This is a genomic window from Pseudomonas sp. NPDC087814 (assembly GCF_044742865.1).
Lineage (GTDB): Bacteria > Pseudomonadota > Gammaproteobacteria > Pseudomonadales > Pseudomonadaceae > Aquipseudomonas.
In genome coordinates this window covers 90,301-113,180 of record NZ_JBIUVK010000017.1, presented here as the reverse complement: position 1 = coordinate 113,180, position 22,880 = coordinate 90,301, and the positions used below count along the sequence as shown (strand labels likewise).

General features: G+C 60.6%; 18 protein-coding genes, 2 tRNA genes and 2 pseudogenes. 8 read left to right on the top strand and 14 right to left on the bottom strand.

Annotated features, from left to right (window positions below):
• Positions 1-1,033 (top strand): annotated as a pseudogene (gene recA, locus ACIOMR_RS15770) (recombinase RecA); the annotation flags it as partial.
• 8 nt (positions 1,034-1,041) lie between these two features.
• Positions 1,042-1,509, top strand: coding sequence for a recombination regulator RecX (gene recX, locus ACIOMR_RS15765; RefSeq protein WP_003208644.1), 468 nt, complete (start codon positions 1,042-1,044; stop codon positions 1,507-1,509).
• A 167-nt stretch (positions 1,510-1,676) separates the two neighbouring features.
• Here the strand turns inward: recX and ACIOMR_RS15760 are convergent, their stop codons facing one another.
• On the bottom strand, positions 1,677-2,786 hold the full coding sequence (locus ACIOMR_RS15760; RefSeq protein ID WP_087695311.1) for a TIGR00730 family Rossman fold protein: 1,110 nt from the start codon (positions 2,784-2,786) through the stop codon (positions 1,677-1,679).
• A 375-nt stretch (positions 2,787-3,161) separates the two neighbouring features.
• Entirely contained in the window at positions 3,162-3,602 is a 441-nt protein-coding gene (locus tag ACIOMR_RS15755) for a PA3611 family quorum-sensing-regulated virulence factor (protein WP_003208640.1), read from the bottom strand.
• A 205-nt stretch (positions 3,603-3,807) separates the two neighbouring features.
• Between ACIOMR_RS15755 and ACIOMR_RS15750 the strand changes: the two genes are divergently transcribed.
• The 3 genes from ACIOMR_RS15750 to ACIOMR_RS15740 all read left to right on the top strand — a co-directional run bounded on the left by ACIOMR_RS15750 (position 3,808) and on the right by ACIOMR_RS15740 (position 5,861).
• The gene (locus ACIOMR_RS15750; RefSeq protein ID WP_003208638.1) at positions 3,808-4,518 is read left to right on the top strand and encodes a tRNA-uridine aminocarboxypropyltransferase; all 711 of its coding nucleotides are present in this window, start codon (positions 3,808-3,810) and stop codon (positions 4,516-4,518) included.
• Positions 4,519-4,772: 254 nt separating this feature from the next.
• On the top strand, positions 4,773-5,423 hold the full coding sequence (gene erdR / locus ACIOMR_RS15745; RefSeq protein WP_003208636.1) for a response regulator transcription factor ErdR: 651 nt from the start codon (positions 4,773-4,775) through the stop codon (positions 5,421-5,423).
• A gap of 75 nt (positions 5,424-5,498) precedes the next feature.
• A complete protein-coding gene (locus tag ACIOMR_RS15740; RefSeq protein ID WP_003208635.1) occupies positions 5,499-5,861 on the top strand; it encodes a diacylglycerol kinase in 363 nt (120 codons plus the stop codon).
• Here the strand turns inward: ACIOMR_RS15740 and ACIOMR_RS15735 are convergent.
• Complete coding sequence (locus ACIOMR_RS15735; protein WP_003208633.1) at positions 5,858-6,784, bottom strand: LysR family transcriptional regulator; 927 nt, start codon at positions 6,782-6,784, stop codon at positions 5,858-5,860. The genes ACIOMR_RS15740 and ACIOMR_RS15735 overlap by 4 nt on opposite strands.
• A gap of 124 nt (positions 6,785-6,908) precedes the next feature.
• On the opposite strand from ACIOMR_RS15735, the gene fpr reads away from it, so the two are divergent.
• Positions 6,909-7,688, top strand: a complete 780-nt coding sequence (fpr, locus tag ACIOMR_RS15730) for a ferredoxin-NADP reductase (RefSeq protein ID WP_003189055.1) — start codon at positions 6,909-6,911, stop codon at positions 7,686-7,688.
• Between the two features lie 118 nt (positions 7,689-7,806).
• Here the strand turns inward: fpr and tsaA are convergent, their stop codons facing one another.
• The 5 genes from tsaA to rimO form a co-directional block, all read right to left on the bottom strand.
• Entirely contained in the window at positions 7,807-8,502 is a 696-nt protein-coding gene (tsaA, locus tag ACIOMR_RS15725) for a tRNA (N6-threonylcarbamoyladenosine(37)-N6)-methyltransferase TrmO (RefSeq protein ID WP_401195102.1), read from the bottom strand.
• Between the two features lie 4 nt (positions 8,503-8,506).
• Positions 8,507-8,968, bottom strand: a complete 462-nt coding sequence (locus ACIOMR_RS15720; RefSeq protein WP_003208629.1) for a DUF1456 family protein — start codon at positions 8,966-8,968, stop codon at positions 8,507-8,509.
• A 77-nt stretch (positions 8,969-9,045) separates the two neighbouring features.
• Entirely contained in the window at positions 9,046-9,756 is a 711-nt protein-coding gene (locus tag ACIOMR_RS15715; protein WP_003208627.1) for an rRNA pseudouridine synthase, read from the bottom strand.
• 71 nt (positions 9,757-9,827) lie between these two features.
• Positions 9,828-10,301 carry a GNAT family N-acetyltransferase gene (locus ACIOMR_RS15710; RefSeq protein ID WP_003208626.1) on the bottom strand — a complete coding sequence of 158 codons (474 nt, stop codon included), beginning with the start codon at positions 10,299-10,301 and terminating at the stop codon, positions 9,828-9,830.
• 103 nt (positions 10,302-10,404) lie between these two features.
• Positions 10,405-11,745, bottom strand: a complete 1,341-nt coding sequence (rimO, locus tag ACIOMR_RS15705) for a 30S ribosomal protein S12 methylthiotransferase RimO (protein WP_401195099.1) — start codon at positions 11,743-11,745, stop codon at positions 10,405-10,407.
• A gap of 301 nt (positions 11,746-12,046) precedes the next feature.
• Here rimO and ACIOMR_RS15700 point away from each other — a divergent pair, with 301 nt between their 5' ends.
• On the top strand, positions 12,047-13,948 hold the full coding sequence (locus tag ACIOMR_RS15700; RefSeq protein WP_401195096.1) for a potassium transporter Kup: 1,902 nt from the start codon (positions 12,047-12,049) through the stop codon (positions 13,946-13,948).
• 54 nt (positions 13,949-14,002) lie between these two features.
• Here the strand turns inward: ACIOMR_RS15700 and ACIOMR_RS15695 are convergent, their stop codons facing one another.
• From ACIOMR_RS15695 to ACIOMR_RS15680, 4 genes are all read right to left on the bottom strand, one after another.
• On the bottom strand, positions 14,003-15,289 hold the full coding sequence (locus tag ACIOMR_RS15695; RefSeq protein WP_177019279.1) for a virulence factor family protein: 1,287 nt from the start codon (positions 15,287-15,289) through the stop codon (positions 14,003-14,005).
• Positions 15,289-17,931, bottom strand: coding sequence for a bifunctional lysylphosphatidylglycerol flippase/synthetase MprF (gene mprF / locus ACIOMR_RS15690; protein ID WP_003208619.1), 2,643 nt, complete (start codon positions 17,929-17,931; stop codon positions 15,289-15,291). Before mprF ends, ACIOMR_RS15695 begins: the two co-directional genes overlap by 1 nt.
• Positions 17,932-18,211: 280 nt before the next feature.
• Positions 18,212-18,288, bottom strand: a tRNA-Met gene (locus tag ACIOMR_RS15685).
• 206 nt (positions 18,289-18,494) lie between these two features.
• Positions 18,495-18,571: transfer RNA gene (locus ACIOMR_RS15680), tRNA-Met, on the bottom strand.
• A 292-nt stretch (positions 18,572-18,863) separates the two neighbouring features.
• Here ACIOMR_RS15680 and dinB point away from each other — a divergent pair.
• Positions 18,864-19,922, top strand: coding sequence for a DNA polymerase IV (gene dinB, locus ACIOMR_RS15675; RefSeq protein WP_003208617.1), 1,059 nt, complete (start codon positions 18,864-18,866; stop codon positions 19,920-19,922).
• 115 nt (positions 19,923-20,037) lie between these two features.
• On the opposite strand, the gene ACIOMR_RS15670 is transcribed toward dinB, so the two are convergent.
• Both ACIOMR_RS15670 and ACIOMR_RS15665 read right to left on the bottom strand, forming a co-directional pair.
• A complete protein-coding gene (locus ACIOMR_RS15670) occupies positions 20,038-20,991 on the bottom strand; it encodes a hypothetical protein (RefSeq protein WP_401195091.1) in 954 nt (317 codons plus the stop codon).
• A gap of 20 nt (positions 20,992-21,011) precedes the next feature.
• Positions 21,012-22,727, bottom strand: a pseudogene (locus tag ACIOMR_RS15665) (proline--tRNA ligase).
• Positions 22,728-22,880: the final 153 nt, after the last annotated feature.

Below are 22,880 nucleotides of genomic sequence, written 5' to 3'. Positions count from 1 at the left end.
GGCTGCGGCCCTGGGTAAGATCTAACGTCAAATCGCCAAGGGACCCGAAATGCGTATGGGCGATCACGACCGTCAGGCGATCCCGGCTATCTCCACTGGCTCTCTGGGTCTGGACATCGCGCTCGGCATTGGCGGCCTGCCAAAAGGCCGTATCGTTGAGATCTACGGTCCTGAATCTTCCGGTAAAACCACCCTGACCCTGTCGGTGATTGCCCAGGCACAAAAAATGGGCGCCACCTGTGCGTTCGTCGATGCCGAGCACGCCCTGGATCCTGAATACGCCGGCAAGCTGGGCGTCAACGTTGACGACCTGCTGGTTTCGCAACCGGACACCGGTGAGCAAGCGCTGGAAATCACCGACATGCTGGTGCGCTCCAACGCCATTGACGTGATCGTGGTCGACTCCGTGGCAGCCCTGGTACCCAAGGCTGAAATCGAAGGCGAAATGGGCGACATGCACGTGGGCCTTCAAGCCCGCTTGATGTCCCAGGCCCTGCGTAAAATTACCGGTAACATCAAGAACGCCAACTGCCTGGTGATCTTCATCAACCAGATCCGGATGAAGATCGGCGTGATGTTCGGCAGCCCGGAAACCACCACCGGTGGTAACGCGCTGAAGTTCTACGCTTCGGTCCGTCTGGACATCCGTCGTACTGGCGCGGTGAAGGAAGGTGACGAGGTTGTCGGTAGCGAAACCCGCGTTAAAGTCGTGAAGAACAAGGTGGCCCCGCCGTTCCGTCAGGCCGAGTTCCAGATTCTCTACGGCAAGGGTATCTACCTGAACGGCGAGATGATCGACCTGGGCGTGCTGCACGGTTTCGTCGAGAAATCCGGTGCCTGGTATGCCTACAACGGCAGCAAGATCGGCCAGGGCAAGGCCAACTCGGCCAAGTTCCTTGCGGATAACCCGGATGTTGCCGCTACGCTCGAGAAGCAGATCCGCGACAAGTTGCTGACCCCGGCACCTGACGTCAAGGCTGCCGCCAACCGCGAGCCGGTTGAAGAAGTAGAAGAAGTCGACACTGACATCTGAAGCAAACGATGAGCGTTGTCCTGGATACACCCGTCGCCGTAAGGCGCACTGCAATGGACCTGCTCGCACGGCGCGAGCATGGTCGAGTCGAGCTGACGCGTAAGCTGCGTCAGCGTGGCGCAGATCCCGAGATGATCGACGCAGCCCTTGACCGTTTGACGGAAGAAGGGCTGCTGTCGGAGTCCCGTTACCTCGAAAGTTTCGTCTCCTACCGAGCCCGATCCGGCTATGGCCCTGCACGAATTCGTGAAGAGCTGAGCCAGCGTGGCCTGCAGCGTGCTGATATCGAACTCGCGTTGCGTGAGTGCGGCATCAGTTGGCAGGCACAACTGGAAGAAACCTGGCGGCGCAAGTTTGCCGGTCATCTGCCTATTGATGCGCGTGAGCGGGCTAAGCAAGGTCGCTTCCTGAGTTATCGCGGGTTTTCGATGGAGATGATCAGTCGCCTGTTGAGCGGTCGGGATATGGATGACTGAAGGCTGCGCCTGGTAAATGGTTGCTCTGATCATTGCGGGGCTTGGTGTGGCGAGGGAGCTTGCTCCCGCTGGGCTGCGCAGCGGCCCTAACCTGCGCATCGTTCTACCTGACACAACCCAAAAGGCCCGCTATGAAAATAGCGGGCCTTTTTCGTTTCAGTGTCACGTCACGCCGTCTCCGTCACCCGCTGCTGCGTTTTCCCCTGAGCCTGGGCCCAGTTTTCCGGCAAGTTGATGTAATCCACCAATTCCCGCAACCGTCCCTGATCACGCCCGTTGAAGTTGAACACCAGCCGCGTCAGATGGCTGAAGCTTGGCTCGTCATGCTCTTCGCCGGTGTACGCGATTTGTTGGAAGTCGTCACTGAGGCGAAGACTGGCAAATGCCTCCTGCAGATGGGCCAGTGCGCGGTCACTCAACGGATGATTCATGCGAATCACAAACTGGCGCTTCAGCCAGCGGGTGGAGTGGAAGTTGGCGTAGAACTGGTTGATTTCGTCCACCGCCTCTTCGGCGCTGTACACCAGGCGGACCAGCTTGAGGTCGGTGGGCAGGATGTAGCGATTGGCCTCAAGCTGGCTGCGGATAAAGTCCAGTGCGCCTTGCCAGAAGCTACCGCCCGGTGCATCCAGCAGCACCACCGGTACCAGCGGGCTTTTGCCGGTCTGGATCAGGGTCAGCACCTCCAGCGCTTCATCCAGGGTACCGAAACCGCCCGGGCACAGGATCAAGGCGTCGGCTTCCTTGACGAAGAACAGCTTGCGGGTAAAGAAGAAGTGGAAGGACAGCAGGTTCTCGGTGCCATCGATGGTCGGGTTGGCGTGCTGTTCAAAGGGCAGGGTGATGTTGAACCCCAGGCTGTGCTCCAGGCCGGCACCCTCGTGGGCCGCCGCCATGATGCCGCCGCCACCGCCGGTGATCACCATCAGATCCGAACGGGCCAGGACCGCGCCCACTTCCCGGGCCAATGCGTACAGCGGGCTTTCCACCGGCGTGCGCGCCGAGCCGAACACCGTGACTTTGCGCCGCCCCTTGAACTGTTCGAGCACGCGGAAGGCGTGGTCCAGTTCCCGTATCGCCTGCAAGGTGATCTTGGCATTCCAGCGGCTGCGGTCGTCCTGGGCCATGCGCAACACGGTGAAGATCATGTCGCGATAAAGGGGAATATTCGGGCTGTTGGGCGCAATCAAATGGAGTTGCGCGTCGACCTGCTGCGTGAGGTCGGTGCCGTTTTCTTCAAATTGACGGATCAGGAGTTCATTCGGTTCGTAAGGCATTCAACTTCTCCTTCTTCACAGAACCCTGGGTGCCGGCGAGAAATTCGTCGGGACCACGACACTGCATGTGTCGTTGCCTCTGATTAACGAGGTGGGCGAAACCGGTTCTGTATATTCCTTATGATTAAAAACCTTTGCATTGCACGCTCAGGAGGGCAACCCTCTTTTGCCCTGAAAATGTTACAGGACGGTGTGAAAACCCGATGTTCCAGGCGTTCAGGATGAATTGATCATGAGCCTATAAAGTCTTGGCTGGCAACCGCTTATTGATCACTTCTGAGGGAGTTTAGACGCTGCCGCGGGCGGACAATGGCGGAGAGTGCAGAGGTGGATATTGCGCGCCGCTGGTCAGCGGCGCGCGACAGGAGTTATCGCTTACTTTTTCTTCTTCGCGGCAGCCGGTGCCGGGCAATCTGCTTCCTGGAACTTCACCGAAGCTACCGGGCGGTTGGTTTTGTTCTCGGTGATTTCATAGCGCATGATCGCGCCCTTGGCCATCAGCTCGCGGTAACCCTTGTTCAGGCACACACTTTGGCCGAGCTGGAAGTACACAGCCTTGGGGTTGGCGCGCATTTGCTCGGCGCGGTCGGGCAGTACGCTCAAATGGTCAATCAGCTGCAAGCCTTCAACGGTGTAGGCAACTTCCAGGGTCTTTTCGTCAATTTCCCGTGGCAGTTCTTTGTTGGTTTCCTCTGCGACGCTTTGCAGCTTCCTGTTCAGTTGAGCCTCCAGCAACGAGGCCGCTTGGGCACCCAGAGGCAACACCAGCGCGAGGGCGACGGACGGAACTACAAGGCGTGGCATAAGACGCAGCATGAAACTCTCCTGATTCGGTTACTGGTGCATAGACCAGCCACTGCGCTGTGCGTTCAGTGGCGCGGGATTATAGGTGACCGCTTGCCCCTAGGGCCAGCCTATTGCCGGGAAGTGCAGGTGGCCGGGGGCGGCTCTGGTAAACTGCGGTAACTTTTGCCTTCCGAGTTCTATCCGTGTCGATTTCCACTTCCCTGCGGCGCACCCGATGAGCCATGCCGTCTCCCGTTTGCGCACGCAGCGCCTGGCCCGTGCCGTAAAACCGTTTGTAGCGCGAGGCTCGCGGGCCGAACGCTGCCCCGGCTGCCGGGTGATTCCCGAGTACTGCCTGTGCGCCTGGCGGCCCAAGGTCCAGGCCAGATCCGGCATGTGCCTGCTGATGCACGACGTAGAGCCGATGAAACCCAGCAACACCGGCTGGCTGATTGCCGATGTGATCAACGACACGACCGCGTTCCCCTGGTCGCGCACTGAGGTTGAGCCGGAGTTGCTGACCTTGCTGGCCGACCCGCAATGGCAGCCATACATCGTCTTTCCCGGCGAATTCGTGGCCCCGGAGCGGGTGGTCCATCAGGTCAGGCTGGAGGAGGGCAAGCGCCCGCTGTTCATTTTGCTGGACGGCACCTGGAGCGAGGCGCGCAAGATGTTTCGCAAGAGCCCGTACCTGGAGCACTTGCCGGTGCTGAGCCTGGCGCCCGAGCAACTGTCGCGCTACAAGCTGCGTCGCTCCAAGCGTGATGACCACTTCTGCACCGCCGAAGTCGCCGCGCTGTGCCTGGAGCTGGCTGAAGATGCCGCAGCCAGTGAAGTCCTGGATGCCTACCTGGACGTATTCAGCACCCACTACCTGGCCGCCAAGTTTCAACTGGCGCTGGACCCGGCCGATGTCGTCCATACTCGCCTTGCACCTTATCTATAGGTGTCATGGCCAGCCGACCTTTGCATGATGGCCGCGCAAACACGCAGCCCGCTAAAATAGCCACGGGCGTAGCGCTTGACCACCCAGGCTACGCTGGGCATGCTTGGCGCCGATTGGGGCGCTGTCACAGATTGGATACGTCGCTTTTTGACGTTGAGCGCGCCCTTTGGTGACTGCTGGCCTGGCAGCCACCTTGCGCGTTGGCGAGCACTGAACCCATCAGTGCCGCCCTAAAAAACAGGATCATTTAATAAATGGCCACATACGAAATCCTGATTGCCGATGACCACCCGCTGTTTCGCAGTGCGCTGCACCAGGCGGTCACGCTGGGCCTGGGGCCGGATGTACGCCTCGTCGAAGTCGCCAGCATTGCCGAGCTGGAAACCCGCCTTACCGAAAAGTCCGACTGGGACCTGGTCCTGCTGGACCTGAACATGCCGGGTGCCTACGGTTTTTCCGGGCTGGTGCTGCTGCGTGGGCAATACCCGCAGATACCGGTGGTGATGGTATCGGCCCAGGAAGAGGCGTCGGTGGTGGTGCGCTCCAAGGAGTTCGGTGCCAGTGGTTTCATTCCCAAGTCCAGCTCCATGGAAGACATCCAGAAAGCCGTGCGCACGGTGCTGGATGGCGATGTCTCCTGGCCGCCGCAGGCCTTTGAAGAGATCAACGTCTCCGACGAAGCCAAGGCCGCGCGTGATGGCCTGGCCAGCCTCACGCCCCAGCAGTTCCGCGTATTGACCATGGTCTGCGAAGGTCTATTGAACAAACAGATTGCCTACGAGTTGAGCGTGTCGGAAGCGACCATCAAGGCTCACGTCACGGCGATCTTCCGCAAGCTCGGCGTACGTACGCGAACCCAGGCGGCGCTGCTCTTGCAACAACTTGAGTCAATTTCGCAGCATTAAGACGCTGTTCATTCACGTTTTTTTGACTTTGCTTGCTCTAGTTTCCCCACACCTTTTTGCTCAGTTGCCTACTCTATGTCGCCTTTCAAGGGTCAAACCGGTATCAAACGTATTTTCAACGCAGGCGGATATTCCCTGGATGGCCTGCGTGCGGCTTTCACCGGCGAGGCGGCGTTTCGTCAGCTGGTGTTGCTCAATGTCATCCTGATCCCGCTGAGTTTCTTCCTTAACGTCAGCCGGGTAGAGCGGGCGCTGCTGATCGCCGTGTGCCTGCTGGCATTGATCGTCGAGTTGCTCAACTCCGCCGTCGAAGCGGCGATCGACCGGATTTCCCTGGACCTGCACCCCTTGTCGAAAAATGCCAAGGACATGGGCAGCGCCGCGCAGTTCGTAGCGCTGACCATGATTACCCTGGTGTGGGCCGTGATCCTGATCTAGGCAATGGTCGGCAGTACGATCTCGTCGCTGCGCTGCACCCCGGCGGTGAACGACCGGCACAGCTCGAGGAATTCGCGCATCGCCGAGGTCTGGTACTTCTGCTTGTGCCAGATGAAGTAGAACTGCCGGGCCAGGTCCAGGTCCGGGGTTTCCACCGGTACCAGGCTGCCACGCCGGAAGGCGTCGCGCAGCGCCAGCCGGGAAATGCAGCCAATCCCCAAGCCTGATTCCACCGCGCGTTTGATTGCCTCGGTGTGTTCCAGCTCCAGGCGGATATTCAGCGCGCTGCGGTGATGCCGCATGGCCTGGTCAAAGGTCAGGCGTGTTCCAGAGCCTTGTTCCCGCAGGATCCAGGCTTCATGGGTCAGCTCTTCCATGGTCGCCTGGCCGCGCTTCGCCAAATGATGCTGGGGTGCGCAGAACACCACCAGTTCATCTTCCACCCAGGTTTGCACCTCGATGTCCGGGTGGCTGCAGTCGCCTTCGATTAGACCCAGATCAATTTCGTAGTGCGCCACCTGATGCACGATATGCGCAGTGTTCTGCACATGCAGCTTCACCTGACTCTCGGGATGCTGCTGCATGAAGCTGCCGATCAGCAGCGTGGCCAGGTAGTTGCCGATGGTCAGCGTGGCCCCGACCGCCAGGGAGCCGAAGCCCGACTTGCCGTTGAGCAGGTCCTCGATCTCCTTGGCCTGGTCCAGCAGTGCCACCGCCTGGGGCAATAGCTGGTGACCGAGGGCGTTGAGGCTCAGGCGTTTGCCCGCGCGGTCGAACAATTGGCAGCTGGATTGCCGCTCCAGCTCGGTAATCGACGTGCTGGCGGCGGATTGAGATAAGGCCAGAAGGCCAGCAGCGCGCGAGACGCTTTCCTGCTGGGCGACGGCGACGAAGACTTGCAGTTGACGTAGAGTAAATCGCATATCGATATAACCGATAACCCTTATCTTAATAATCCAGTTAACAGATATTGTCGCCGCCATTAGAATGCTGTGCAATTGCGCATCCATCATTTGGCGCAGACCCATTTCCAGGAGTCCCCCGTACATGAGCAACATGAACCACGAGCGTGTCCTCAGTGTTCATCACTGGAACGACACTCTGTTCAGCTTCAAGTGCACCCGCGATCCGGGCCTGCGCTTCGAGAACGGTCAGTTCGTGATGATCGGCCTGCAACAGCCCAACGGCCGCCCGCTCATGCGCGCTTACTCGATTGCCAGCCCGAACTGGGAAGAGCATCTGGAGTTCTTCAGCATCAAGGTGCCTGATGGCCCGCTGACTTCCCAATTGCAGCACTTGAAGGAAGGCGACGAGATCATCATCAGCAAAAAACCGACGGGCACCCTGGTGCTTGACGATTTGAAGCCGGGCAAGCACTTGTACCTGCTCAGCACCGGCACTGGCCTGGCGCCGTTCATGAGCGTGATCCAGGACCCGGAAACCTACGAGCGTTTCGAAAAAGTGATCCTGTGCCACGGCGTGCGTTACGTCAACGAAGTCGCCTATCGCGAATTCATCACCGAGCACCTGCCGCAGAACGAGTTCTTCGGCGAGGCCCTGCGTGACAAGTTGATCTACTACCCGACCGTGACCCGTGAGCCGTTCGAAAACGAGGGCCGCCTGACCGACCTGATGCGCAGCGGCAAGCTGTTCAGTGACATCGGCCTGCCGCCGATCAATCCTGAAGACGACCGCGCCATGCTGTGCGGCAGCCCAAGCATGCTGGATGAAACCAGCGAAGTGCTCAACAGCTTCGGTTTGAAGGTTTCCCCGCGTATGCGTGAGCCGGGCGACTACCTGATCGAGCGTGCGTTCGTCGAGAAATAAGCGCGACGCAAAAAAATGTGGGAGCGGGCTTGCTCGCGAAAGCGGTGTAACAGTCACCAGATGTATTGACTGATCCACCGCTTTCGCGAGCAAGCCCGCTCCCACATTTGTTTCCGGTTTACCCGGCCGACACGACTTCCAGCACACAAATCATCCCGGCTTCGGGATAGTGCCAGCGCACATCAACATCCCAGAACTGCGCCCCGTATTCCCGCTCCGGCCCCGGCGTCTGGTACGCCGGCCGTGGATCCTGCGCCAGGCACTGCTCGATCAACGCCACCAATGGCTCGCCAAGGCGCTGAGCGTGGCCTTCTGCCTGTTGCAGCGCAGTCTTCAGCCACTGCACGGGAATCAGCTGTGGCGCAGCGCTGGCGATGCTGTTGGTCGCAGTGTCAACTATGTCTGCGTACGGCACGTACGGCTTGATGTCGAGAATCGGTGTGCCATCCAGCAGGTCGATCCCGGATATCCACAGGCGCCCATCTTCCACCTTGTCCAGCTTGACCACTGACTGGCCGATGCCGTTGGGCCGGTGCGTCGCGCGGGTGGCGAACACGCCCATGGACGTGTTGCCACCCAGGCGAGGCGGGCGCACTTTCAGGCGGGGCTTGTCTTCCAGCGCCTGGTGGAACAGGAACAGCAGCCACACATGGCTGACCTGTTCCAAACCCTGCACCGCCTCACCCTGGTCGAATGGCTGCACCAACTCCAGCACGCCCCGGGCGGCAGGCGCCAGTTGTGGCTGGCGCGGGATGGCGAACTTCTCCTTGAAGCAGGAGCGGACAAAGCCGATGGGCGAGACGCTGTAGTTCACGGGTTTAGGCGCGAACGCGCAGGGTCAAGCCCTTGAGGAAGTTGCGCAACAGCTGGTCACCACAGGTGCGGTAGTTGGTGTGGCCGAACTTGCGGAACAGTGCGCTCAGCTCAGGCTTGGACACCGGGAACTCGGAGGCCTTGAGGATTGCGTGCATGTCGTCTTCCTTCAGTTCGAAGGCCACGCGCAGTTTCTTCAGGACGATGTTGTTGGTCACCGGCAGTTCGATCGGCTGCGGTGGACGGCTCTCGTCCTTGCCGCGCTTGAAGATCACCAGGCCATCGAGGAAATGCGCCATGACTTCGTCCGGGCAGAACACGAAGCCTTCTTCCTCGTCTTTCTTGAGGTAGGTCAGCAGGTCGTCCTTGGTGACTTCCATGCCGCCGAGCTTGATGATCTCGACCATCTTGTTGTCGCTGATGTCGAGCATGTAGCGCACGCTGCGCAGTACGTCGTTGTGTATCATGGTGGGCAATCCTGGTCATTCAACTGTGGACACCGCCCAGGCAGGCGGTATCGAGAGATTCGGCGGCGAAAAAAGTCTTAGAACTTTTCTTTGCCGGACAGATAGCGCCATTGGCCTACCGGCACTTTGCCGATGGAGACTCCGCCAATGCGGATGCGTCGAATGGCGACGACTTTCAGGCCGACGGCTTCGCAGAACAAGGCAATCACACCCGGTTGCGGGTTTTTCAGCGCAAAGCGCAGGCGGTTCTCGTTCTGCCAGCTGGCTTTCACCGCCGGCAATTCCTTACCTTTGTAGGTCAGGCCATGGTTGAGGCGGTTCAGGCCGTGGGCGACCATGTCGCCGGACACCTCCACCACGTATTCCTGTTCGATCTTGTTCGCGTCAGCGGTCAGCTTGCGCAAAATCTTCCAGTCCTGGGTGAACACCAGCAGGCCGCTGGCCTTGGCTTGCAGGTCACTGCTGGCGGTCAGGCGCAGGAAGTGGCCCTTGAGCGGGCGCTTGCTGAAGCGGTGTTCTTCCGACAGGGTCTCGGCGTTGATCGACGCCATGGCTGTCTCGGCATCCACGCCGGCGGGGGCGTGGAACAGGATGGTCACCGGCTCCGGCGCTGTGGCCTTGGCCTCAGGGTCAAGCTCGACCTTCTGGGTGGTGACCTTGAACTGCGGCTCGTCGATCACTTCGCCGTCCACCGTGACCCAGCCGCCTTCGATGAACAGCTCAGCCTCCCGACGGGAGCAACCGACCAGTTCGATGAGGCGTTTGGAGAGGCGTAGGGGTTCAGTCATGACAAGGGCCGAAACAAAAGGGGGCGGCTATTGTACCTGTGTGGCGCCGGTTAATCCCGGCTCCATTTCATTTAGCCGCGACGCGCCTGTGGCTGGGCCTGGCGCAAACGCATGTGCAGCAACGGATAAGGCTGGCCCATGCCGTCATGGTCCGTGCGTCCGATCACCTCAAAGCCTTGCTTGAAGTAAAAGCCCAGGGCCTGCGGGTTCTGTTCGTTGACGTCCAGTTGATCGGCATTCATCGACTCGATGGCATAGCGCAGCAATTGCCGGCCCAGGCCCTGGCCACGGTGCTCGGGGTCGATAAACAGCATCTCGACCTTGCCCGCGGCCACCCCGGCAAACCCGGTGATGCGCTGGCGCGAGTCCTTGGTGCAGATCAGCATCACCGCGTCGAGGTAGCGGGTCAGCACCAGGTTTTTCAGCAACTCGATGTAACTGTCCGGCAGGAAGTCATGGGTGGCCCGCACCGAAGCCTCCCAGATGCGGGTCAGTTCCTGATAGTCGCTGGATTTGGGTGTATGGATAACCGAATGCTGACGCATGCCCGCTGCCCCTTGCCGATGATTGGCGCTGATGGGCAAAACGATAGACCTAAAAAAGCCCCGCATCTTGTCCAGAGGCAGGGCTTTTTCAATTCTTTACACCTTATGCGCGTTTTTCAGCCCACAGGTCGTACTCGTCGGCGTCGGTCACGGTGCACCAGACCTTGTCGCCTGGCTTCAGGCCGCTGGCATCGTCGATGAACACGTTACCGTCGATTTCCGGCGCATCGAAGAAGCAGCGGCCTACAGCGCCTTGCTCGTCGACTTCGTCGATCAGTACTTCGATCTCACGGCCGATGCGCAGTTGCAGGCGCGCCGAGCTGATGGCCTGCTGGTGCGCCATGAAGCGCTCCCAACGGTCCTGCTTGACGTCGTCCGGCACGATGGCAGCGTCCAGCAGGTTGGCCGGAGCACCTTCCACCGGCGAGTACTGGAAGCAGCCGACGCGGTCCAGCTGGGCCTCGGTCAGCCAGTCCAGCAGGTACTGGAAGTCTTCTTCGGTTTCGCCGGGGAAGCCGACGATGAAGGTGGAGCGGATGATCAGGTCCGGGCAGATCTCGCGCCAGTTCTTGATGCGCGCCAGGGTCTTGTCTTCGAAGGCCGGGCGTTTCATGGCCTTGAGGATTTTCGGGCTGGCGTGCTGGAACGGGATGTCCAGGTACGGCAGGATCTTGCCGGCGGCCATCAGCGGGATCAGCTCGTCAACGTGCGGGTACGGGTAAACGTAGTGCAGGCGCACCCATACGCCGAGGCTGCTCAGGGCTTCGCAGAGTTCGGTCATGCGGGTTTTCACCGGCGCGCCGTTCCAGAAGCCGGTGCGGTATTTGACGTCGACGCCGTAGGCGCTGGTGTCCTGGGAGATCACCAGCAGCTCTTTCACGCCGGATTTGACCAGGCGCTGGGCCTCGTCCAGCACGTCGCCTACCGGGCGGCTCACCAGTTTGCCGCGCATCGACGGGATGATGCAGAAGCTGCAGCTGTGGTTGCAGCCTTCGGAAATCTTCAGGTAGGCGTAGTGGCGCGGCGTCAGCTTGATGCCCTGCGGCGGCACCAGGTCGATCAGCGGGTTGTGGTCCTGGCGCGGCGGCACTACGTCGTGCACGGCGTTGACCACTTGCTCGTACTGCTGCGGGCCGGTCACGGCCAGCACGCTTGGGTGCACGTTGCGGATGGCGCCTTCTTCCACGCCCATGCAGCCGGTGACGATCACCTTGCCGTTTTCCTTGATGGCTTCGCCGATCACGTCCAGGGACTCGGCCTTGGCCGAGTCGATGAAGCCACAGGTGTTGACCACCACAACGTCCGCGTCCTGGTAGGTGGACACGACGTCATAGCCTTCCATGCGCAGTTGCGTAAGGATGCGTTCGGAGTCGACCAGAGCCTTTGGGCAACCCAGGGATACAAAGCCGACCTTGGGGTTGGCTTTTGCGATGGTGGTGGACATGTCTAACCTCGGTATTGAATGACGCCGCCCGTCGTGCACGAAAGGTGGCGGATGGGCACTTGGTGTGCCTCTGATCAAAAAGTGCGCAATTCTAGCGACGGGAATCGCTCTTGACCAGCTTTATGCAGGGAAATACGACGAGTGCTGCGCTATGCTTCGCGCCGTTGCACCTGAGTGAATTTCCTCGGTCAATAAATCGTCTGTAACGAGAAGTAAAACAGCGCATGCTGTGGACAGCATAGGCGCCCGCAGCAGGCGCGCTGTTTATAAAAGACCGCAGGTCAAAGGGCAGGAGTGGTTGATGGGTCAGGCAAGTAGTCAGGCAGCAGGTGCCGAGCATTCCAACGCAAAGCCGATCGGCATGCTGGTGGCGGCAGTGGGGGTGGTTTACGGCGATATCGGCACCAGCCCGCTCTACACCCTTAAAGAGGTGTTTACCGGTGGTTATGGGGTTCAGGTCAACCATGACGGTGTGCTGGGGATCCTGGCGCTGATCTTCTGGTCGCTGATCTGGGTGGTCTCGATCAAGTACATGCTGTTCGTGTTACGCGCCGATAACCAGGGCGAAGGCGGCATCATGGCCTTGACCGCGTTGGCGCGACGAGCGGCGGGTGAGCGCAAGCGGCTGCGCAGTTTCCTGGTGGTCTGTGGCTTGTGCGGCGCGGCGCTGTTCTACGGCGACAGCATGATCACCCCGGCGATTTCCGTGTTATCGGCGGTGGAAGGTCTGGAACTGGCCTTCGATGGCCTCGAAAAATGGGTGGTGCCGATCGCCCTGATTGTGCTGGTGGCCCTGTTCCTGATTCAGAAACACGGTACCGACCGCATCGGCAAGTTGTTCGGGCCGGTGATGGTGACCTGGTTCCTGGTGCTGGGCGGCCTCGGCGCCTACGGCATCACCCAGCATCCGGAAGTACTCAACGCCATGAACCCGATGTGGGGCGTGCGTTTCTTCGAGGCTCACCCGGGCATTGGCGTGGCCATCCTCGGTGCCGTAGTGCTGGCGTTGACCGGTGCCGAGGCGCTGTACGCCGACATGGGCCACTTCGGCCGCAAACCCATTGCCCGCGCCTGGTTCATGCTGGTGTTGCCGGCGCTGGTGCTGAATTATTTCGGCCAGGGTGCCTTGTTGCTCGGCGATCCTGAGGCCGCGCGAAACCCGTTCTACCTGCTGGCGCCGAGTTGGGCCCTGATCCCGCTGGTGGTGTTGTCCACGCTGGCCACAGTGATCGCGTCCCAGGCCGTCATCTCCGGTGCGTTCTCCCTGACGCGCCAGGCCATCCAGCTCGGTTATATCCCGCGCATGCATATCCAGCACACCTCCAGTGCCGAGCAGGGCCAGATCTACATCGGTGCGGTGAACTGGTCGCTGATGGTCGGCGTGATCCTGTTGGTGCTGGGCTTTGAGTCCTCTAACGCACTGGCATCGGCCTACGGCGTGGCGGTGACCGGCACGATGCTGATGACCACTATCCTGGTGTCGGCAGTGATGCTGCTGCTGTGGAAATGGCCACCGATATTGGCGGTGCCGGTATTGGTCTGCTGCCTGCTGGTGGACGGCCTGTACTTCGCGGCCAACGTGCCGAAGATCGTCCAGGGCGGCGCCTTCCCGGTACTCGCGGGGATTGTGCTGTTCGTGCTCATGACCACGTGGAAGCGCGGCAAGCAATTGCTGGTGGACCGTCTCGACGAGGGCGGCCTGCCGTTGCCGATCTTTATCAGCAGTATCCGCGTACAACCGCCTCATCGCGTGCAGGGCACCGCGGTGTTCCTGACGGCGCGGCCAGACGCCGTGCCTCATGCGCTGTTGCACAACCTGCTGCATAACCAGGTACTGCACGAGCAGGTGGTGCTGTTGACGGTGGTCTATGAAGACATTCCGCGGGTGCCGGTCGCACGCCGCTTCGAGGTGGATGCCTACGGCGAAGGCTTCTTCCGGGTGATCCTGCACTTCGGCTTTACCGACGAGCCGGACGTGCCCGAAGCGCTGAAGCTATGCCATCTGGATGACCTGGACTTCAGCCCGATGCGCACCACCTACTTCCTCAGCCGCGAAACCGTGATCGCGTCCCGCATCAAGGGCATGGCGCGTTGGCGCGAAGGGTTGTTCGCGTTCATGCTGAAGAACGCCAACGGCAACCTGCGCTTCTTCAAGTTGCCGGTTAACCGGGTGATCGAGCTCGGCACTCAAGTAGAAATGTAAGCCCAACAAAAAGCCCCCGGTGCCTTGCGGCAGCGGGGGCTTTTTTGTGGGCGCTTATTCGGCCGGGGTCTTGCCCTGGCGCTTCTCGATGATGTCTACCAGACGCTTGGCCAGCGCCGGGTAGTTCTCGTCGAAGTGATGGCCGCCAGGCAGCTTCACGGCTTCGCCGACAGCGGTCTTGTCGGTGCAGCCACTCTCGTCGACTTCTTCGGCACCGTAGATGCACACCACCTTGTCGGCCGGCAGCTTGGCCATTTCCGGGCCGGTCGCAGCTTCCTTGCCGGCGTTGCCCAGCCAGCCTTCCACTTCGATCTCGAAGCTGCCGGTGCGGGCGAAGGCCAGCAGGATGATCGCGTCTACACGCTGCTGCTCGTTTTCCGGCAGGCGGTTGTAGATGGCCGGCAGCACATCGGCGCCGAACGAGTAGCCGGTCAGCACGAAGCGCTTGGTGCCCCATTTCTGCCGGTAGTGCTGCATCAGCTCGGCGAGGTCCTTGGCGCTTTGTTCCGGGGTCTTGTGCTGCCAGTAGTAGCGCAGGGTATCGATGCCGACCACCGGGTAGCCGATCTTGGCCATTTCACCGGCCACGTCGCGGTCCAGGTCACGCCAGCCGCCGTCACCGGAGAGGAACAGGGTGACGGTGTCCTTGGCCTGGCCAGCCGGCACTTCGACCACCGGGATCGCCAGGCCGCCGTTGTCCGAGCCCACCAGTTGCTTGCGGAGCTCGTTGTTCAGCACTTGCGGGTAGTGAACGTCGTAGTCGCTGATGCTGGTGGTAGCACGCGGCGTGTCGCGTACGAAACTGGCAGCATCATCGTCAGGGTTATCGTTCCAGGCCACCAGCCAGCTACCGTGGGCCGAAGTCTTCGGCAACGGGTCGTTGCAGCCTGGCTGCGCCAGCGCGAAGCCGACGGAGATGGCATTGGCCTTGTCGTCGTTCTGTGCGGCCAGCCAGCGCCAGGCGAGGGATGCGCCAGGGCCGATGCCGCTGACCAGTGTCGCCGGGCCGGCGAGCTGGCCGAGGGCGGTTTGCAGGGCTTGTTCCTGCAGCTTGCAGTCGTCCTTGGGCAGGATCACCTGGACGATCTGCGCTGCGCCGCCCTGGCTCAGGGCGATCAGTTGGCTGTCGGTCAGGGTTTCGTCGGCCAGCACGGCCACGGCCACGCGGGCCTTGGGCGCGGTACCCGGGGTGACGCGGGTCAGGACCGTGCCATCGGCCTGGGGCAGTTGTTCCAGAGTCGGTTGCGGTGCAGGGCGGTTCCAGTACCAGTAGCCGCCACCGAGGATCAGTGCCAGTACCACCAAAAATGCCAATACATACCGCCAGGAGCGTCGAATCATCAGCGTTTCACCAATCCAGTCAAGCCGCCCGCAATCAGGGCGGCGGTGTCGGCCAGTGCCACCAGCGGATCAAGTCCTGCGGGCACGGCCATATAACGGGGTTCCCAGTCAGGCTGGAACTTGTCTTTGAAGCGGCGCAAGCCTTGGAAGTTATACAGTTGCTCGCCACGGCGGAACACCATCGAGCCCAGGCGTTGGGTCAGCGGGGCGCCACGTCGTGGTTGCAGGCCCGACAACGGCACCATGCCGAGGCTGAAGCGGGCGTAGCCATGGTTCTTATAATGTTGAATCAGGCCGACCATCATGAATTCCATGGTCAGTTTCGGCGCGTCCGGGTGCGCACGCATCAGGTCGAGACTGGCCAGGTCGTGGCTGTAGGTCTCAAGCAGGTTCGCAAACGCTACCGGGCGCCCTTCGAAGCGAATGATCGCAATACGAAAGTGCTTGAGGTAGTCGTCGCTGAATCGTCCAAGGGAAAAGCCTTTTTCCCGCACGTTCTTGCCGGTCAGCCATGCGTCGGAGATGACTTTCAACTCCTCCATCGGGGCCTGGCCGGGTTCGTGGATCTCCAGGGACAAGCCATCACGGGTCCCGCGGTTCCAGGTGTAGCGCAGGTCCTTCATCTCTTTGCCCTTGGCTTCCAGGTCAAAGCGTTTGAGGTCGACCCGGGCTTCTTCACCCAGTTTGATCGCGGTGAGGCCGATGTCCATGTAGTACGGCAGGTTCTCCGCGCGCACCTGGTAGAACACCGGGCGGGCGTGGTGAATGTCGCACAGGTCGCGGAACTGCCAGATCATCTCGGCCCGTTGCAGGGTCGGGCCAATCGGATCGTACAAGGCCACCAGGCTGCGACCGCGACGAGCGTACATCAGGAACGCTTCGTCGTTGGGGTGAAACAGCAGGGCCTTGTCGCCGGTCAGCGCCAGGCCGCCGTCGGGTTGTGCGGAGTTCATCAGGATCTTGGTGGCGCGCTCCAGTTCATCCGGTGTCGGCAAGTGGATGATCGGGCGCGCGGTACGCAGCAGCCAGGTCAGCGACACCACCACCAGCACCACGGCCGCGCCCAGCAGCGAACGCAGGCCCCGCGGGGCGTTGGCGTCGAGGGTGAACTGCCACCACAACTGATGGCTATAGGGCACGTCCTGGTAGGCGAACAACAGCAGCCAGATCGACGCACCGAGTACGCACACGCTGGCCACCAGGTACAGCGGCGAGAACGGCAGTTCGGTCAGGCGGCTGGCGCGATAGAACGAGCGCCGGAAGATCGCCAGCAGCACCGCCGTCATGGTCATCAGGCTGGCTTCTTCCCAGTCGAAACCCTTGAGCAGGGAGAGCAGGGCGCCGGTCAGCAGCAGCACCATGGTCAGCATCCACGCCGCGGACAACCGTCGACGCAGGCCCTGGGCCAACAGAAGGCAGAGCACGCCGATCAGGCTGGCACCAAAGTGCGACGCGTCAATCAGGCGATGAGGAATCAGGAAGCCGATGTTTTCCAGGCGTGAGTCGATTTCCGGGGTTGCGCCGGAAAACAGCAGGACCACGCCTGACAAAAAAACCAGTACGGCCAGGATCGGCGCAGCGAGGCCCGAGGCCGCCCGCAGGCTTTGTTGCGTATGGAACAGGCGCTGGGCTTCATTGACCAGCAGGAACACACAAGCGATCAACAGCGGCAGCACCACGTAGATCATCCGGTACAGCAGCAGTGCGGCCGCCAGTGGCGCGGCACCGAGCTTGTCGGCGAAGGCAGCCAGCAGGATTGCTTCGAACACCCCGACGCCACCGGGTACATGGCTGAGCACACCGGCGGCCAGGGCCAGCAGGTACACCAGCAGGAACGGGCCAAAGGGCGGCGCTTCCGGCAGCAGCATATACAGCACGGTAGCGGCCGCAGCCACGTCGAGGGCAGTGATGATCAGTTGCAGGAAGGTCAGGCGACGGCCCGGCAGGCGCAAGGTGCGACGCCCGGCCTTGACCAGCAGGTTGTCCGGATACGGTTGTTCCGGCAGGCGGCGGCGGTAGATGCCGATGCACAGTGCGGCTGTTAACAGCAACACAGCGCCGGCGATGCCGCCGAGCAGGCTGGCGGGTAGATGCAAGGCATTGGACGCGGCAGGCAGGTTGCTCAGGGTGGCCAGCGCAGCGAGCGGCGGCAGGGCGCAACCCAGGGCCAGGCTGGCAAACACGGTCATGCGTGCCACTTCCGAAGCGCCGATGCCATACCGTGCATATAAACGGTAGCGTACCGAGCCGCCCGAGAGCATCGACAGACCAATCGCGTTACCGATGGCGAATGCGGTAAAGCCGCCGTAGGCCAGAGTCTTGGCAGGCAGCTTCACGCCGGCATAACGGGCACCGGAAAATTCATAGCCCAACAAAATGATAAAGCCGGCGACAGCAGCACCGAACGCACCCAGCAGTGCAGGCTTGGGTACTTCAAGGATTGAATCGTGGAGCGCGTACAGATCCAGTTCAAGCAACAGGTGGCGACAGGCGATAAGGGCGATTGCGAACAGCAACAAGGTGACGGCCAGCCCGATGGGTTGGCGGTATTTGCTCAACAGATCCAGCCAGCGCAAACGGGTGGGAGTGATCGGTTGTGTCGCTGTGACAGAGTCTTGTGGTTCAGACGAGTTGGCGCGCATCAATCACCTCGTGGATTGTGCGCGACAGGATGGAGGTATCCAGCCAAGTTACCAATCCCTATGGACAAAATAATTACAAATATTAACGCGTATCGCGAAGTGCGGCGACAGCGCCCATTGGTCGTAGAAGGACAGTGCTTGAAGACTTAGCATAGCTTGCAATGAGATGGACTCTACAAACCGTGTACGGTTTCATGAAAGATGCCATGCCATTGTTTCAAAAGGACTTTTTCGTCAGATACAAAAAAGGCCACTCTTTCGAGCAGCCTTTTTTGATGTTTGGTTGCGGGAGCCGGATTTGAACCGACGACCTTCGGGTTATGAGCCCGACGAGCTACCAGACTGCTCCATCCCGCGTCTGTGTGGCGGCATTCTACAGAGCAACGGCGGGGTGTCAACCGTTAATCGAACGATGGGTCAAATAAGTGCAATTTAGCGTCGGATTGTCACGCGGGTGCGGTAAGTGCGCGATTGGGAAAGGTTTTTTGTCAGACAATCGACGCGAGGGCTAAAACAGACAGGCACAAAAAAGGCCACTCTTTCGAGTAGCCTTTTTTGATATTTGGTTGCGGGAGCCGGATTTGAACCGACGACCTTCGGGTTATGAGCCCGACGAGCTACCAGACTGCTCCATCCCGCGTCTGTGTGTCGGCATTCTACAGAGGAACGCGAGTGTGTCAACCGCTGATTCAAAGAAAAGCGCTTGTGGTTCAATCGGTTAGCTCTCCAAGGTGGCCCCTTGATAGGCCGCGGGGCCAGTCTGGCCGAGGCTTTCAGCTCTATTGGGGGGGTGTGTTTCGATTGAGAAAATGAATTCACCTGCGAATTTTCCTACCGCTTAAGCGGAAGATTCAAACTACTGGTGCTATATACAGGTGTGAGTGAGATACTGCCGGCCTGTCCGTTTTCTGCCCAGAACCACTGCCTTATATATGACGCAGCGCAAAATCATCCACGTCGACTGTGATTGCTTCTACGCCGCCATCGAGATGCGCGACGACCCGACCCTGGCGCAAAAGCCCCTGGCTGTCGGTGGCTCGGCAGACCGTCGCGGGGTGATCGCCACCTGCAACTATGAAGCACGGGCCTATGGTGTGCGTTCGGCCATGTCGTCCCGCCATGCCCTGAAGCTGTGCCCGGACCTGACCATCGTCAAGCCGCGCATGGATGCTTATAAAGAAGCATCAAAGGAAATCCAGACGATCTTTCGCGACTACACCGACCTGATCGAACCGTTGTCCCTGGACGAAGCCTACCTGGACGTCTCCGACAGCCCGCATTTCGGCGGCAGTGCCACGCGCATTGCCCAGGACATTCGCCGGCGGGTCTCCAACCAGTTGCACATCACCGTTTCCGCGGGCGTGGCGCCGAACAAGTTTCTCGCCAAGATCGCCAGCGACTGGAAAAAGCCCAACGGACTGTTTGTGATCACCCCCGACCAGGTGGAAGACTTTGTCTCGGCGCTGCCGGTGAAAAAGCTCCACGGCGTGGGCAAGGTGACGGCCGACAAGCTGGCGCGGCTGGGGATCGAGGACTGCCTGCAACTGCGGGAGTGGAACAAGTTGGCGCTGGTGCGAGAGTTCGGCAGTTTTGGCGAGCGGCTTTGGAGTCTGGCGCGTGGGATTGATGACCGTGTGGTGCAGAACGACAGTCGCCGGCAATCCATCAGCGTGGAAAATACCTACGATGTCGACCTGCCGGACTTGCCCAGTTGCCTGGAAAAACTGCCGGAGCTGATGGACACCCTGGCCGGGCGCATGGCGCGCATCGACAGCAGTTATCGGGCGGGCAAGCCGTTCGTCAAAGTGAAGTTTCACGACTTTACCCAGACGACCCTGGAGCAGGCGGGGGCAGGGCGGGACCTGGAGAGTTACCGGCAGTTGCTGACCCAGGCGTTCAATCGCGGCGACAAGCCGGTGCGATTGCTGGGAATAGGCGTGCGTTTGCTGGATTTGAGCAACGGCAACGAGCAGCTCCAATTCCCCTGGTAGGAACCGAAAACCAAATGTGGGAGCGGGCTTGCTCGCGAATGCGGTGTGTCAGTTGACGCATGTGCTGGCTGACACGCCGCATTCGCGAGCAAGCCCGCTCCCACATTTAAAGGCTTCAGCGTGCTCCGGGATCCGCCACCAGGCGTCCGGCATCCTTGGTCAAGGCCTGCAGGAATTCCTGCTGCAACTCCGGATCATTGCGGGTCAGTTCGATCAGGCTCTGTTCCAGCTCGCTGGCTTCTTCTTCCAGGCCCAGCTCCGACAGGCGCTTGACCCGGTGCACCCACTCGTTGACCTCGTCGTCTTCCAGGTCGTCATAGATCAAACTGTGAGCTTCGAGCAATTTGCCCCGCAGGGTGCCGCTGATGGCCAGGGATGAGTCCGAGTGCACGTCATCCTGGGCATCTTCAACACTGATCTTCAGGGTGCTGATGCGGTTCAGGTCCTGCTCGGCAAACGGGCTGTCCAACAGGTTCAGGCGCAGCACCCCATCGCGGTCGGTGGTCAGCTCATGGGTTTGCTTGCCGGCAGTCACCTGTACCGGGCGCTCGCTCCAGGGCAGGCTCGAATACTCCACGCGCTTGCCGCGCTGGACTTCATCGATACCCGCCAGGTTCTGTTGCGCACGGCCGTTGGATTGCACGTTCATGAACGGGTTGAGCCCGTCCACGCCATAGCTGAGCCAATCCCGGGTCATGCTGGCAGGCAGGTTGCCCAGGGCAAACACGTTCGCCACGTTGGCGCCGACGCCCGCCACCAGCGCGACCGCGCCCAGGGGCATCTCATAGAGTTTGCGCCAGGGCTGGTAGGGCGTGTAGCGGTCGTAGCGACGGGTAACTTCGAACTCGGTGACCTCAAAGGTCTTTTGCTCGTGAATGCGCACCCGGCGTTGCGGCAGCTCCAGCACCTTCGGCTCGCCCACGTCGATCTGCAGGCTGTGATCGAGCAATTTGCGCTCGATGCGTTCCTCGTGCTCGCTGCGTTGCGACATTTGGTTGGCGCAGCCGCTGACCAGCAGGGCGCCACATAACGTGGCGCCCCCCAGGGCTATGGTGTTTCGCTTGAACATGACGACTCTTGATCTGGTTTTCAGCGACGAATACGCGCCTGAAGGAAAGACAGCACGTCAGCCACCGGCAACGGTTGGGCCTCGGCTTCGGTCCGGCTCTTGTATTCCAGATTGCCATCGGCCAGGCCGCGGTCACTGACCACGATCCGGTGCGGGATGCCAATCAGTTCCATGTCGGCGAACTTGATGCCCGGGCTGGTTTTCTTGTCCCGATCATCCAGCAGCACTTCAAAACCGGCAGCCGTGAGTTCGGCATACAGTTTGTCGGTGGCTTCGCGTACTTGCTCGGTTTCGTAGCGCAGCGGTACCAGGGCAATCTGGAATGGCGCCAGGGCGTCGCTCCAGATGATGCCTTTCTCGTCGTTGTTCTGCTCGATGGCAGCCGCAACCACGCGGGATACGCCAATGCCGTAGCAGCCCATTTCCAGGGTGATCGGCTTGCCGTTCTCGCCCAGCACTTCGCACTACATAGCCTTGCTGTACTTGTTGCCCAGCTGGAAGATGTGCCCGACTTCGATGCCGCGCTTGATTTCCAGGGTGCCCTTGCCGTCCGGGCTTGGGTCGCCGGCCACCACGTTGCGCAGGTCGGCCACGGTCGGAACCGGCAGGTCACGTTCCCAGTTCACGCCAAAGTAGTGCTTGTCATCGATGTTGGCACCGATGCCGAAGTCGCTCATCAGCTCAACCGAACGGTCGATGATGATCGGCAATGGCAGGTTCAGCGGGCCCAGGGAACCGGCACCGGCGCCAATGGCGTCACGCAGTTCGGCGTCGGTGGCCATGACCAGCGGGCTGGCAACGCCTGGCTGCTGGGCGGCCTTGATTTCGTTGAGCTCGTGGTCGCCACGGATTACCAGGGCGATCAGCTTGCCTTCTTCCTCGGCGCGCACGATCAGGGTCTTGATGGTCTTTTCAATCGGCAGATTGAATTTCTCCACCAGGGCCGCGATGGTCTTGGTCTCGGGCGTGTCCACCAGGCGCAGCTCTTCGCTTGGCGCAGGGCGGGAAGTTTCCCGTGGCACGGCTTCGGCTTTCTCGATGTTCGCCGCGTAGTCGGAACCGTTGCTGAACACGATGTCGTCTTCACCGGACTCGGCCAGCACGTGGAACTCGTGGGAGCCGGCACCGCCGATGGAGCCGTTGTCCGCTTCAACCGGGCGGAATTTCAGGCCCAGGCGCGTGAACACGTTGCAGTAGGCGGTGTGCATGCGGTCGTAGGTGACCTGCAGGGACGCCTGGTCAGCGTGGAACGAATAGGCGTCCTTCATGATGAATTCGCGGCCGCGCATCAAACCGAAGCGTGGGCGGATTTCGTCACGGAACTTGGTCTGGATCTGATACAGGTTGAGGGGCAGTTGCTTGTAGCTGCTCAACTCGTTGCGCATCAGGTCGGTGATCACTTCTTCGTGGGTCGGGCCGGCGCAGAAGTCCCGGCCATGACGATCCTTGAAGCGCAGCAATTCAGGGCCGTACTCTTCCCAGCGCCCGGATTCCTGCCACAGCTCAGCCGGTTGGGTGCTCGGCATCAACACTTCCAGAGAGCCGGCAGCGTTCATTTCTTCACGAACGATGGCTTCGACCTTGCGCATCACCTTCAAGCCCATGGGCAGCCAGGTGTACAGGCCCGAGGCCAGTTTGCGGATCATGCCGGCGCGCAGCATCAGCTGATGGCTGATCACGACCGCGTCGGAAGGCGTTTCTTTCTGTGTGGCGAGCAAATATTGACTGGTGCGCATGGTAGGCCGTTGTCGGTTGCTTGGACTTGAAATGACTTGGGATTGTACGGGCGCTTGCTGCCGACGTACAGGCATCTGGTTGCTGGAGCAGGGCTTCTGTGGGAGCTGGCATGCCTGCGATGCAGGCAACACGGTGTGTCAGTTACACCGCGG

Excerpts from the sequence above, each read along its gene's own strand:
- recX (WP_003208644.1), top strand. The coding sequence starts at position 1,042 with ATGAGCGTTGTCCTGGATACACCCGTCGCCGTAAGGCGCACTGCAATG.
- erdR (WP_003208636.1), top strand. The coding sequence starts at position 4,773 with ATGGCCACATACGAAATCCTGATTGCCGATGACCACCCGCTGTTTCGC.
- ACIOMR_RS15700 (WP_401195096.1), top strand. The coding sequence starts at position 12,047 with ATGGGTCAGGCAAGTAGTCAGGCAGCAGGTGCCGAGCATTCCAACGCA.
- ACIOMR_RS15740 (WP_003208635.1), top strand. The coding sequence starts at position 5,499 with ATGTCGCCTTTCAAGGGTCAAACCGGTATCAAACGTATTTTCAACGCA.
- ACIOMR_RS15720 (WP_003208629.1), bottom strand. The coding sequence starts at position 8,968 with ATGATACACAACGACGTACTGCGCAGCGTGCGCTACATGCTCGACATC.
- mprF (WP_003208619.1), bottom strand. The coding sequence starts at position 17,931 with ATGCGCGCCAACTCGTCTGAACCACAAGACTCTGTCACAGCGACACAA.
- rimO (WP_401195099.1), bottom strand. The coding sequence starts at position 11,745 with ATGTCCACCACCATCGCAAAAGCCAACCCCAAGGTCGGCTTTGTATCC.
- ACIOMR_RS15715 (WP_003208627.1), bottom strand. The coding sequence starts at position 9,756 with ATGACTGAACCCCTACGCCTCTCCAAACGCCTCATCGAACTGGTCGGT.
- ACIOMR_RS15735 (WP_003208633.1), bottom strand. The coding sequence starts at position 6,784 with ATGCGATTTACTCTACGTCAACTGCAAGTCTTCGTCGCCGTCGCCCAG.
- fpr (WP_003189055.1), top strand. The coding sequence starts at position 6,909 with ATGAGCAACATGAACCACGAGCGTGTCCTCAGTGTTCATCACTGGAAC.
- ACIOMR_RS15760 (WP_087695311.1), bottom strand. The coding sequence starts at position 2,786 with ATGCCTTACGAACCGAATGAACTCCTGATCCGTCAATTTGAAGAAAAC.
- dinB (WP_003208617.1), top strand. The coding sequence starts at position 18,864 with ATGACGCAGCGCAAAATCATCCACGTCGACTGTGATTGCTTCTACGCC.
- ACIOMR_RS15695 (WP_177019279.1), bottom strand. The coding sequence starts at position 15,289 with ATGATTCGACGCTCCTGGCGGTATGTATTGGCATTTTTGGTGGTACTG.
- ACIOMR_RS15755 (WP_003208640.1), bottom strand. The coding sequence starts at position 3,602 with ATGCTGCGTCTTATGCCACGCCTTGTAGTTCCGTCCGTCGCCCTCGCG.
- ACIOMR_RS15750 (WP_003208638.1), top strand. The coding sequence starts at position 3,808 with ATGAGCCATGCCGTCTCCCGTTTGCGCACGCAGCGCCTGGCCCGTGCC.
- ACIOMR_RS15710 (WP_003208626.1), bottom strand. The coding sequence starts at position 10,301 with ATGCGTCAGCATTCGGTTATCCATACACCCAAATCCAGCGACTATCAG.
- ACIOMR_RS15670 (WP_401195091.1), bottom strand. The coding sequence starts at position 20,991 with ATGTTCAAGCGAAACACCATAGCCCTGGGGGGCGCCACGTTATGTGGC.